This is a genomic window from Fibrivirga algicola (genome assembly GCF_011742925.1).
Lineage (GTDB): Bacteria > Bacteroidota > Bacteroidia > Cytophagales > Spirosomataceae > Fibrella > Fibrella algicola.
The window spans coordinates 165,313-177,842 of sequence record NZ_WAEL01000010.1; the positions used below are offsets into that span (position 1 = coordinate 165,313).

Genomic DNA, 12,530 nt, shown 5'->3' on the forward strand with positions numbered 1-12,530 from the left:
ATTTGGCTTACGAGCTAAATTACTTAATGGCGCGCCTGACGTTTGTTCTATGCAGCGTTATTGTTTCGGTTTCGTAAAGATCGCTTCGTCGATAGCAGGGTTAGCTTCGAAAGCAGTCAGCCGCACGGTTGCCGACTGACCCATTGCTTCCGTTTTCACCCTGTAGGGCAGCGTAATAGACCCGGCTTTTTTATACTCGTCGTACTCAAGCTTGGTATCGAGGGTTTGGCCCATTGCCTGAACTGACCCTTTGCGTAGGGCTACCAGGTACGTTGCCGGATCAAGGTAGAACGTGGATATGCCACCCTGTATCGGAATAGTTAAGGCATAATACGCTTTACCATCGATAGTTTCCTTGCCTTTAAAGTCGATCTTCTGGCCTTTCATCGATGCGTTGGCCAGTTCCAGGCCGGGTAATGTCACGCTTTCGGTAATGGCTTTAAGTTGGTCGGCAGGTACGTCCTTCGCCTGCGCGTTGCCCTGTTTAGCCCAGCCAGCGTCGCCTTTAGTAGCCACAACGATGTCGGTGCCGCCCATGCTCATATCGATGCGCACCGCTTTATCGAAAATAACTGTCGCTGTGGCGTCAATTGTCTGGCCCGGTGCAATAGTTGACTGCGTATACTTAGCCGACTTAAATGCATTTAGGTTAGCGCGGCCACCAATGGCCGTTATGTGTTTGCTTACCACCTCGTCGAGCGTTTGGGCGTGGGAAGCAACCGATAGCAGCAAGGCCGAGGTTAGAATCAGCAGGTTCTTCTTCATGAATTTGAATTGATTGTACGTTCTGTAAAATTACAGATTACTTAGTTTATAGATTTACTTGGTTTTATTGGAATTCAGTTATCTAGGCAGACCAAGCGTATTATGATACAATTAAAAATAGGGATGTGTAAGCTGTATCGGCCTTGCCAGTCGGAAAGGGTTTAGGTTTGCCAGATACCTTTACGGCAAATCGTTTCGTATGCCGTCGTCCGTTTCCTTCTTTTTGGTTAGTCTGGTCGTATCCCTGTCTACCACCCTTTTAGCCACCGCTCAATCTGTACAGCTTCGGGTTGAAGATAGCCTGACTCACCAGCCGCTGGCGGGCGCTACTGTTCGTGTTAGAGTCAGGCGGCCCGTAGGTGTACTGGCCGATGCAAATGGACTGGTTCGGCTCACGAATCTTAAACCAGGTAGCACCACGTTACTGATTAGCCTGGTTGGCTACACGGATAAACAGTATGTGCTGACTTTGCCACTAGCCGATAACAATGCCGTACTGTCCATGCTGATGACAGCCGATGAGGCGAAACTTGATGAAGTGGTCGTAACGGCGACCCGAACGAACAGGCGTATTGACGATCTGCCTATCAAAGTGGAGGTGCTTGGCGAGGAAGATATGAACGAGGAGGCCGCCATTATGCCGGGTAATGTGAGCGGTATTTTAGGTGATATATCGATTATTCATATTCAGCGTACCTCGCTAACGACCGGTAATCAGGGGATCAGAATGCAGGGGCTCGATCCCAAGTACACCCAGATTTTGCGGGATGGGCTACCACTTTTTGAAGGATTTTCGGGCAACCTGGGCGTCCTACAAATTCCACCGCTCGACCTCAAACAGGTGGAGATTGTAAAAGGCTCAGCCTCCACCTTGTACGGAGGTGGAGCTATTGGCGGGTTAATTAACCTGGTGTCTCGCCGCCCGAAAAACGAACGGGAGCTAACCGCCATCCTGAACCGCTCGACGCTAAAGGAAACCAATCTGAACGCTTACTACGCTGAACAGTGGTCGACGAAACTGGGTATGACCTTCTTTGGCGGTTATACCAATCAGGCGGCCGTAGATGTAAACGGTGATGGATATGCCGATGCGCCGCTGATCAAACAGGTTACCGTACACCCGCGCTTTTTTCTGACGCCCACCGAACGTACCCAATTCAATGTAGGCTATACACTGGTTGACGAAAAACGGACCGGAGGCGACGTAGAAGCTATTTACGGGCATAGTGCGTCCCGCACTTACTTGGTCGACAACACCTCGCAACGCCATACAATAGATGCCACTCTGAATCAATCGCTTGGGCGCGCAAACACGTTGACCGCACGCGGAACCGTCAGTTACTTTGACCGTACACAAACAGACAATGGCTACCGATTTGCCGGAAAGCAGGTATCGGGGTATTTCGAAGGAGTCGATTACCTGCAACTGGGGTCCCATGCGCTGGTAGGTGGTGTCAACCTGACTACCGAACAGTTCCGTAAAGCAACAGGCGATAGCACCCGTATTGTCGATTACACCTACCAAACGCTAGGTGCGTTCGTGCAGGACGACTATCAGGTTGGCATAGTAACCTTTCAAGGCGGCCTGCGGCTCGACCGGCACAACGTGTTTGGAACGTTCTTTCTGCCGCGCTTATCCATGCTGATCAAACCAACTAACCACTGGAGTGTGCGGACGAGCGTTGGCACCGGTTACAAAACACCCAATACGTTCTCGAACCTGACGGGAGCCGATGCCCGTACCAGCCTTAATTACCGGTATTTATTGCCCATTAGCACCAGCACACGCCCTGAGCGATCGTTGGGCGTCAATATGGACATTGCCTATCAGGGCACTATTGGTGAGCAACTAACTATTCAACTCGATCAGGCTTTTTATTACACAACCATCAGTAATCCTGTAGTTGCCGTTACGGCGGCTGGCTCAACGTCGGCTAATCAGCAAACCATACTCCAGAACGCGGCTTATGATATTCGAAGCATCGGTACGGATACATACCTGCGGATGGAGTACAATGAACTTGAATTTTACCTGGGCTATAACCATACGGCTATTCAGCGGGGTGCCGTTGTTCGGCAGGGGACTGACGTAACGCCGGTTGGAGCGAACACCTTCCTGCCTTATAGCCCCCGTGACAAGTTTTCACTGACGCTGGCTTATAGTGTTCCTGACAAGTGGCGTTGGGGTATTGAATCGAGTTGGGTGGGCAACCAGTACCTGTACGATAATAAGTTAGTACCTGACTACTGGTTTTGGGCGGCATCTATCGAACGAAAGTTCGGCTTGGTCAGCTTAGTGCTGAACGCCGAGAATCTGTTCAATGTGCAACAGATTCAGTATAGTGATGTCGTGACAGGATCGCGAACCAACCCCAGCACCGCGCCGCTCTGGGCGCCGCAGGAGGGGCGTATCGTTAACCTGGCGTTACGGTATAAACTAGATCACTGAGCAGGTAGGTTTACCGTCTGTAACATACGAACATGGGTTCGGCGATAAAAAACAAGGTACGTTCACTGACCGTGAAGTAGCCGTAGGGTTTTTTGCCCTGTCCAGCCGATGCCCAGCCTATAGCTTCACCCTGCGGCTCCTGAGCGAGTGAAATGAGTCGTGGCGGTTTTCTCATTGCAGCTTCAATTGATTCGCCGACCTGTCGGCTGAAATAAAACAGCTGCTTGTAAGAGCGGATCAACATCTCGGTTCCGTCGGGTGAAACGGATGCTGCTGTGATACTCCTGAAGGGTGTAATCAACACACGCTGCAGTGGCGTAGTACTCGTCAGCGACTGTGGGTAACTGGCTTTATAGAGTTCCGCAAACTGCTCTTTCGATACGATGTAAAGGTCCAGTGTAAGTGGATCGAGCAAAATGGCCTCGGCGTTTCTGGGGCCGTCAGGTAGTTGCAGGTCAATGACATCGATAGCCGTGACTGTTTCAGTAATAGGAAACTTACTGCTTATTATAGCTGGCTCTAAAAAACGATAGATTGTTTTGGTGGCATGCTTCAGGCGATTGTCACCAATTTCAGCAACGTATACGTAGCTGCGGCCAGGTAACGGTCCAGGACCTACGGCGATGTCTTCCCAGTCACGGTTTGTGATACCTGCCAGTGTATATCGGCCAACCACATGGCCCTGCTTGTCGAGCAACTGAAGCTCATTCGAATTGCCCGAATCCTGATGGGTCCAAAGATAGTTTGGGTTTGTTTGGCTCTGCGCAAGTCCAGACGATTCTGAGAGTCTCCTATCCGCTAATTCACCGACTTCCTCGGGTTTGGAAAACAGCGTTGTATCGGTTTTTATATCGGCCAGGGAGTACTTCACCCAGCGTACTGAATCAGGACCCTGTCTGGCTAGTGCATCTTGGTCAGTAGGAGAGGTTGTCTGGCAGCTTGTGCTGCTTACATAAACGATAAACAGGAAAAGGTAAAGAAACCTCATATAAGACGTGGGTAAGTCGATTTCGTGACCCACTGGCAAAATTGCAACATATTCAGGCGACTAGGCCGTCAGCGCCCACCAAAAACACGACCTAACTTCTTTTCCAAATCTGTTTCCAGTTTAAGTAGCCCCTCCTGGTTAGGGAGGTACGTTAAAGCTCGGTGGTGGCGGAGATCAAACGGAATATCGGCTACCGACTGGGTAATAGGTATCACTAGTTTACCTAAGGTGTGTGCTACTCCAGTTTCGTAAAACACATTAGGGTTACGATCAGTAAAGTCAGTAATAACGGCTCTGCTGGTAAAAATCAAGTCGAACACGTCCTGAATCAGAATGCTGTTATCCCAAATATCGTCGGCGCGCCGGCACACAACGCCCAGTCGGGCACACACATTTCGAATGGCCAGGTACGTTCCATTGAATCGCCCTTCAAATGGCATCATTACTGACAGGACATTAGAGTCAACGGCCTTATCGGGAATTTGGAATACATCGGGGGCAAATCGGATAACACGCTCGGGAACGGTAGTGCGGGTTGTTGACACAAACTCACTGACCGTGTTGGCTGGCGGTTTTTTCCCGTTCGCTTTTTTATCATTGACGAACTGCTCAATATCGGCCAGATAGGCTGAGTCGTTGCCTACAATACGGGCCAGAACCTGCAAACTGTTACCCTCATAGTCGTCATCATTAAAATCGAGGCTCCGTAGCAGCCGGGGGTGGTCTTCGATCAGGTCGAGGCTGTCTGTAATATATGCCAGCTTGATCCAGTCCATCTTGGTAAACTGGTCGCGGATGTATTCATGCAGCGCAAAAAGCTGCTGCATCTGGCTGGATGTGAGACGAATCATGACCGGATATGGTGAAGTGATTATATTTTACTTATGATATATAAATGCAATTATATTCAATAGTTAAAATATAATAACCACATCCGGTCATTTTTAATCAGGTTACTGTCTGGCTATTACCGTTTACATTACATAATGTGTCTGGCAATGACCACCTTTTGAATTTCGCTAGTGCCTTCGCCAATGGTACAAAGTTTGGCATCGCGGTAAAATTTTTCAACTGGAAAGTCCTTGATATAGCCGTAACCGCCAAGAATCTGCACCGCTTCGTTGGCCACCCGTACTGATACTTCTGAAGCGAATAGTTTGGCCATTGCCGATTGTTTGGTAACTGGCTTATGCTGGTTTTTTAACTCCGAGGCGTGCTCGATTAGCAGGCGGGCAGCCTCAATGTCGGTTGCCATATCGGCCAGTTTAAAGGAGATACCCTGAAAATTGAAAATTGATTGTCCAAATTGCTGACGCTCTTGTGCATAGGCGAGGGCGGCTTCATAGGCACCCATAGCAATGCCTAGGCTTAACGCAGCGATCGAGATACGACCACCATCCAGGATCTTCAGGGATTGCACAAACCCTTCACCAACTTCACCAAGGCGCTGGTTATCGGGAATCAGGCAGTCTTCGAAAATCATTTCGGCGGTTTCAGACGCCCGCATGCCCAGTTTGTCTTCTTTCTTGCCGCCTCTGAAGCCCGGTGTGCCACGTTCTACTACGAAAGCTGTTGCGTTGCGCGGCGTATTGGGTTCGCCGGTGCGGGCAATCACGACCGCCACATTGCCCGAGCGGCCATGGGTGATAAAGTTCTTGGCACCATTTAGCAACCAATCGCCATTTTCCTGCCGAACGGCCCGCGTGCGCATATTACCTGCGTCTGATCCTGTATTAGGCTCGGTAAGGCCCCAGGCACCAATGTGTTCACCCGATGCCAATTTGGGGAGATACCGCTGTTTTTGCTCTTCCGTACCAAACATAAGAATATGGTTGGTGCAAAGTGAGTTATGCGCTGCCATCGACAAACCAACGGCACCATCTACTTTCGACAATTCAACGATGGCCGCCACATATTCGTGATAACCTAAACCAGCACCGCCGTAGGTTTCGGGAACCAACATGCCCAACAGGCCCAGCGAACCCATTTGCCGCAGTTCATCGGCGGGGAAGTGCTGGCTCTCATCCCATTCCCGAACATGGGGGGCGATGTGCCGGGCCGTAAAATCACGGACAGACTCACGGATGAGTTGGACATTATCAACTTGGTTTTCTACTATTTCGGTAATCATACAGGTTCGACTTAGGACGTTTGAATTGATGAAGTATAGGGTAATATACGAGTTGATAACCTGATTCGGAAGCGGATGTTCAGGTCGCCCATTTGATAAGAAACGGGCTAAATTGTATAATGGGAAATTGTCAAAATAGTGTAGTTTGATCCCTTAAAATTACCATAGAAAAGACGGTTAATCCCTCATTCAAGCTATAATCTGCTTTTAGATTTATGTTGCGAAAAAATCACTTACTCAGGGTATTGCGTTGTAAACTGGTCCTATTCCGAAAATCGTCTATTTTTGTGGCGGCTCAACAGACAAGTCAAAATAGTACAATACGGAGGCTTGTCAGGTTGTGTAGAAAAAACTGTGTAGAATTTAAATCATCTGTATGAAAATAGCAGTAGTAGGTACTGGGTACGTGGGACTGGTTACCGGCACATGTTTCGCCGAGACCGGCAATCAGGTTACCTGCGTGGACATTGACGAGCGGAAGGTTGAAAAATTGAACAACCGCATTATACCAATATATGAGCCTGGGCTAGATGTGTTGTTCCACAGGAACGTGGAAGAAGGACGTCTGAAATTCACAACCAATCTGGCTGAAGGCATAAAAGGAGCGGAAGTTATTTTCCTTGCATTGCCTACCCCTCCTGGTGAAGACGGCTCGGCTGATCTGAAGTACATTCTAGGTGTCGCCAATGATTTGGGGCCTATTATGGAGCAGTACGCGGTTATCGTTGACAAAAGCACCGTACCCGTTGGTACCGCCGAGAAAGTGCATGCCGGCATTGCTAAAAGCGCAAAAGTGGAATTCGATGTGGTATCAAACCCAGAGTTTCTGCGGGAAGGCGTAGCCGTTGAAGATTTTATGAAGCCTGACCGGGTGGTTATTGGCACAAAATCGGATAAAGCAAAAGCGGTTATGAACCGGCTTTATGCGCCGCTGGTTCGCCAGGGCAACCCTGTAATTTTCATGGATGAGCGTTCGGCTGAAATGACTAAATATGCAGCCAATGCCTTCCTGGCCACCAAAATCACGTTCATGAACGAGATTGCCAACCTGTGCGAGAAAGTTGGTGCCAACGTCGATGATATTCGGAAAGGGATCGGTACAGACAGTCGTATTGGCAAGCGTTTCCTGTTTGCCGGTATCGGATACGGTGGCAGCTGTTTCCCGAAAGACGTGCAGGCCCTTGCCAGAACAGCTCAGGATTACGATTACGACTTCAAGGTGCTGCAATCAGTAATGGACGTTAACTACGCCCAGAAAAAGCGCCTGTTGCCGCTTATTATGAACCACTTTGGCGGCGACCTGAAAGGTAAGACAATTGCCGTTTGGGGTCTTGCATTTAAACCGTATACCGATGATATCCGGGAGGCACCAGCCCTCGACAATATCCGCGAGCTACTGGAAGCGGGCGCAAAAATAACCGCTTATGACCCGGAGGCGATGGAAAACGTACGCAACATCTTGGGAAACCAGATTACGTTTGCGCACACATCGTACGCCGCGCTCGATGATGCTGATGCACTGGTTATCATGACAGAATGGCCCATGTTCCGCACGCCGGAGTTTGAGAAGATGAATCTTCTGCTCAAAAACAAAGTGATTTTCGATGGCCGTAACGTATATGAACTCGAGCAGATGCGCGAGATGGGCTATACCTATTATTCAATTGGCCGCGAAGTAGTAAGTAATTAACAGTTGATGGCCTGGACTTCAACTGGATCAGACAAAGGATAAAGCATGAAAAGAGTATTAATAACGGGCGGAGCTGGGTTTCTTGGGTCGCACTTATGCGATCGGTTCATCAATGAAGGCTACCATGTCATTGCCATGGATAACCTGATAACCGGTGATCTGCGGAATATTGAGCACCTGTTCAAACTGCCCAACTTCGAGTTTTACCACCACGACGTTTCTAAGTTTATCCACGTACCTGGTGAACTGGACTATATCCTGCATTTTGCCTCGCCAGCGAGCCCAATCGATTACCTGAAGATTCCGATTCAGACGTTGAAAGTGGGCTCATTGGGTATTCACAACTGCCTCGGTTTGGCGCGAGTGAAAAAGGCGCGGGTATTGATTGCGTCTACCTCGGAAGTGTACGGTGACCCAAACGTTCACCCACAGCCCGAAGAGTATTGGGGCAATGTAAACCCAGTTGGTCCGCGTGGCGTATACGATGAAGCCAAGCGTTTTCAGGAGGCAATGACGATGGCGTACCATACCTACCATGGCCTGGAAACACGCATTGTTCGCATTTTCAATACCTATGGTCCACGGATGCGCCTCAACGACGGTCGGGTATTACCCGCTTTCATTGGACAGGCGTTGCGCGGTGAAGACCTGACCGTGTTTGGTGATGGATCGCAGACGCGCTCGTTCTGTTACGTAGCTGATCTGGTCGACGGTATCTACCGCCTGCTGCTGAGCGATTACGCCTATCCGGTCAATATCGGTAACCCGGTCGAGATTACGATCAAGGAGTTCGGCGAAGAGATTATCAAGCTGACAGGTACGTCGCAGAAGCTGATTCTTAAGCCGTTACCGGTAGATGATCCGAAACAGCGTCGGCCTGATATTACGAAGGCGAAAGAATTGCTGGGCTGGGAGCCGAAGGTGTCCCGCGAGGAAGGGCTGAAAATCACGTACGACTATTTCCGTAATCTGCCCAAAGAAGAACTCTACTCGGCGGCAAATCACCGCGATTTTGTGAAAAAGTAAGGCGTATCGCTCTGGCGATTATCTTTACGTTCGGTAAGTCCACAGGGCTTGCCCATTTAGCTGTCTTTAAAAAACCTGCCTGCTCTCGCTTGCAGGTTTTTTGTTTTTTATATCAACACAGAGAAACAGAAGTGGCCCTGAGAACATAGAGTTTTTCTAACGAAAGACTCCGTGTTCTCAGGGCCACTTCTGTTTCTCTGTGTTGATATAATCTTATACCGTCAGGATATCGCGCTCTTTGGCTGAGTAGGTCTCTTCAACCCGGCTGATAAACGAGTCGGTCAGCTTCTGAACACGCTCTTCGCCTACCTTCACGGCATCTTCCGATACGCCTTCTTTCGTCAGTTTCCGAATGGCATCGTTGGTGTCTTTGCGGATGTTCCGCACGTTCACTTTAGCCACTTCAATTTCTTGTTTCACCCGTTTCAGCAGATCACGGCGGCGCTCTTCGGTGAGGGGTGGTACACTGAGTCGGATGAGTTCGCCATCATTCATGGGGGCAAGCCCGATGTTGCTGTTCCGAATGGCCTTCTCGATTTCGCCAATCATTTTCCGGTCGAACGGCTTGATGGCGATGGTGCGGGCATCGGGCGTGGTGACAGAAGCCACGTTTGTAATGGGTGATTTCGACCCGTAATAGTCGATCTGAATACCACCCAGCATGTCGGGCGACGCCTTTCCGGCCCGAATCTTAGTCAGTTCGATTGATAGGTGTTTGAACGCCTTCTCCATCGTCTCTTTGGCGTCGTCGAGGTATAATTCAATCTCTTCCATAAAAAGGGTTTGACGTTTTTGGTTTGACGTTTATGGCTGCGCTGCTAAGGCACCATAGGCTCAGCAGCAGCGCAACCATAAACGTCAAACCAAAAACCTCGAACTTTATTTTGTTGGTAAATCTACGGTGATCAACGTACCTACGTCTTCGCCCTGTACAAGCCGCAGCAAGCTGCCGGTCTCGTTCATGTTGAAGACAATAATGGGGAGATTATTCTCCTGACAGAGCGTAAAAGCGGTTAAGTCCATCACGCTCAATTTCTTTTCGTAAACGTCCTGAAAGGTAATGTGCGTGTAGCGTGTGGCCGTTTTATCTTTCATTGGGTCAGCCGTGTACACACCGTCGACCTTCGTGCCTTTCAGCACCACATCGGCTTCGATCTCGTTAGCGCGTAACGCAGCTGTGCTGTCGGTGGTGAAGTAGGGGTTACCTGTTCCGGCACCGAAAATAACGATCCGGCCTTTTTCCAGATGCCGTACGGCGCGCCGCCGGGCGTAGGGTTCGCAGATCTGCTCCATCTTAATGGCCGACATCACGCGGGTGAACATGCCCTGCTTTTCAAACGAGCTTTGCAGGGCCATTGCGTTGATTACCGTGGCCAGCATGCCCATGTAATCGCCTTGCACACGGTCGATGCCTGAGCGTTCGCCCGATACACCCCGGAAGATATTGCCACCCCCAATCACCACCGCCACCTCGACGCCCAGTTCGATGACCTGCTTGATCTCTTTTGCGTACTGCTCCAGAATAGCAGGGTCTATATTGTAGCCGCCAGGGCCTGCGAGTGCCTCACCGCTCAGTTTGAGCAGGATGCGTTTGTACTTGGGTTGTTGAGCCATACAGAGGTGCCTTTTTTGCGGGGGCAAAGATAAGGAAAGCCGCTAAAGGAACGAAAGTCAGTGAATAGGAAAGGAGCGTTTTGGTACCAGCCTAGAACTCGATCAGCACCTGGCCTTTCTCGACGCGGTCACCTTTCTGCACGTTGATTGACCGTACGGTACCGTCGCCGGGAGCTTTAATAACGTTCTCCATCTTCATGGCTTCCAGAATCAGAACGGTGTCGCCTTTGCTAACGGTAGCGCCCACTTCCAGGCTGATGCCGACGATCAGGCCGGGCATCGGGGCTTTGATGTTGTTTACTTTGCTGGCAGCTGCGTTGCTCATGCCCATTTTTTCGAGCAGCAGGTCAAACCGATCTTTTACCTGAACGTCGTGAATCTGTCCGTTGATTTTCAACTGTACGGACTTGGTGGATGCATCAATCGAAAGCACTTCTACCGAAAAAGAGCGGTCATCTTTCAGAATATGGAAAATCCCCTCGCCCAATGCCGATAAGTCCCAGGTGTAGGGCTCATCGTTGAGGGTAATGCCCGAAGGCTGAATGGTGATGCTGAGAGGGGGGGCGTTGTTGACTGAAGCGGTGTACATGGGAAAGCGTTTAGGTTGTTTCTGGTTTGCTGTTTGTCGTTTGACGTTGCGCTGCTAATCGACTAATTCGTGATTCAGCGAAGCAACGTCAAACAACAAACCAGAAACTATTTATTTTTCGTTGTCAGAAAGGTACGAACAGGCTTCGTAAATACACCTGATAGGGTCGAAACGTAAACCGTGTTGCGGAACTGAGCGACCGAAGTGATCCTGTTGCCATACAAACCAGTGTTGTCTAATTCGACAGTCGACAAGGTTGTGGGTGTAATGGTCAGCTGGAAGAGCTGGCTGTTGTAGGCCGCGATCAGCTTGTCGCCTACTGTTTTGTAGGTGAATGTGCGATATGCATCGGGGAGTTGATCGATAATAATCGACCACGTTGCCCCCTGATCTGTCGATTTGGCCAGTTTCAAGGTGCCAGTGTTAGCAGTCGTTACGCCGTACACCGTTCCATTGAACACAAAGAATTTGAGGAAAGGGTAGGGTTACGTCTTTCGATAAATGCCGTCTGATGCAATCTGAAATGTACCATTGCTGGTCGATACCAGGAAGTAGCTGCCTATGCTGCTGATTGATTGTAGAAAATTGCCGCCTTGGATAGTAAGAAGTTGTGTTTTGGTCGTCTTAATCTGGATCGAAGGCGGACTTGGAACATCCAGCGAAATAAGGGCGATGTTGGTGAGTCCCCCTTCGATCACCGGCGTACTGTATGACCTATCGTATCGCCGGTAGGGGACAATGAGTTGATTTTGGTTGTTGGCAACAATGCTTTCGCCAATCCATGAGGGTAGTAAGTCAAAAAAAGCAAAATCAGGATCAAGTTCCGAAAAGCGGACAACGGCATTTACATAGCTCTGTACCGGACTAGCCGTTGGAATAATGTTGATAAAGTCGTTGAGCACAAACCCAACGAATGAGGGGGTCAGTAAAGGACGATAATCGGTGCGCCCACTTGGCTGAGCCTGACCGCCGTAATGAACAAAATTAGTATCGGTTCTAGGTCGCTGAGAACCCGGGGCAATAGCCGTTGTATTGCTTCCCGAAAGTATAATTATGGCCGTATCAGCGTAGCTGTTCAACTGAATTTTTTCGTCGAACAGAAAGCCCTCGTTGATTTGCCAAGTAAGGCCGGGGTCTGGTGCTGGCGTAGGCGTATCAATGACCTTTTCCTTACAAGACCATACAGTGCTACTGATGAACACAAGAAGCAGTACAGGAGCATAAAAGCGAAACATATACAGACCAGTTGAGTAGAAAGGTCAAGTATACTAATCACAG

Annotated in this window: 12 protein-coding genes; 3 read left to right on the forward strand and 9 right to left on the reverse strand. The window is 49.5% G+C overall.

Translation table 11 applies throughout. The features are described from left to right. Positions 1-57: 57 nt before the first annotated feature. Positions 58-765 (reverse strand): outer membrane lipoprotein-sorting protein, encoded by a 708-nt coding sequence (locus F7231_RS23305; RefSeq protein WP_166693737.1) that lies wholly within the window; start codon positions 763-765, stop codon positions 58-60. Positions 766-964: 199 nt separating this feature from the next. On the opposite strand from F7231_RS23305, the gene F7231_RS23310 reads away from it, so the two are divergent. Beyond that, positions 965-3,214, forward strand: coding sequence for a TonB-dependent receptor (locus F7231_RS23310; protein ID WP_166693738.1), 2,250 nt, complete (start codon positions 965-967; stop codon positions 3,212-3,214). A 10-nt stretch (positions 3,215-3,224) separates the two neighbouring features. On the opposite strand, the gene F7231_RS23315 is transcribed toward F7231_RS23310, so the two are convergent. From F7231_RS23315 to F7231_RS23325, 3 genes are all read right to left on the reverse strand, one after another. Continuing rightward, positions 3,225-4,202: a hypothetical protein gene (locus tag F7231_RS23315; RefSeq protein WP_166693739.1), complete on the reverse strand. Its 978-nt coding sequence runs from the start codon at positions 4,200-4,202 to the stop codon at positions 3,225-3,227. Positions 4,203-4,270: 68 nt separating this feature from the next. Next, positions 4,271-5,053 (reverse strand): hypothetical protein, encoded by a 783-nt coding sequence (locus F7231_RS23320; protein WP_166693740.1) that lies wholly within the window; start codon positions 5,051-5,053, stop codon positions 4,271-4,273. Positions 5,054-5,181: 128 nt separating this feature from the next. Further along, positions 5,182-6,333, reverse strand: a complete 1,152-nt coding sequence (locus F7231_RS23325; protein WP_166693741.1) for an acyl-CoA dehydrogenase family protein — start codon at positions 6,331-6,333, stop codon at positions 5,182-5,184. Positions 6,334-6,709: 376 nt separating this feature from the next. Here F7231_RS23325 and F7231_RS23330 point away from each other — a divergent pair, with 376 nt between their 5' ends. Beyond that, positions 6,710-8,023: a UDP-glucose dehydrogenase family protein gene (locus F7231_RS23330; protein WP_085412628.1), complete on the forward strand. Its 1,314-nt coding sequence runs from the start codon at positions 6,710-6,712 to the stop codon at positions 8,021-8,023. A 45-nt stretch (positions 8,024-8,068) separates the two neighbouring features. Beyond that, positions 8,069-9,049 (forward strand): UDP-glucuronic acid decarboxylase family protein, encoded by a 981-nt coding sequence (locus tag F7231_RS23335; protein WP_085412629.1) that lies wholly within the window; start codon positions 8,069-8,071, stop codon positions 9,047-9,049. Between the two features lie 213 nt (positions 9,050-9,262). On the opposite strand, the gene frr is transcribed toward F7231_RS23335, so the two are convergent. The 5 genes from frr to F7231_RS23360 all read right to left on the reverse strand — a co-directional run bounded on the left by frr (position 9,263) and on the right by F7231_RS23360 (position 12,487). Beyond that, a complete protein-coding gene (frr, locus tag F7231_RS23340; RefSeq protein WP_085412630.1) occupies positions 9,263-9,823 on the reverse strand; it encodes a ribosome recycling factor in 561 nt (186 codons plus the stop codon). A 105-nt stretch (positions 9,824-9,928) separates the two neighbouring features. Then, on the reverse strand, positions 9,929-10,663 hold the full coding sequence (gene pyrH, locus F7231_RS23345; protein ID WP_085412631.1) for a UMP kinase: 735 nt from the start codon (positions 10,661-10,663) through the stop codon (positions 9,929-9,931). A gap of 91 nt (positions 10,664-10,754) precedes the next feature. Next, positions 10,755-11,252, reverse strand: a complete 498-nt coding sequence (locus F7231_RS23350) for a biotin/lipoyl-containing protein (RefSeq protein ID WP_166693742.1) — start codon at positions 11,250-11,252, stop codon at positions 10,755-10,757. A gap of 107 nt (positions 11,253-11,359) precedes the next feature. After that, complete coding sequence (locus tag F7231_RS23355) at positions 11,360-11,713, reverse strand: hypothetical protein (protein ID WP_166693743.1); 354 nt, start codon at positions 11,711-11,713, stop codon at positions 11,360-11,362. Between the two features lie 24 nt (positions 11,714-11,737). Then, positions 11,738-12,487, reverse strand: coding sequence for a hypothetical protein (locus F7231_RS23360; RefSeq protein WP_166693744.1), 750 nt, complete (start codon positions 12,485-12,487; stop codon positions 11,738-11,740). Positions 12,488-12,530 lie beyond the last annotated feature (43 nt).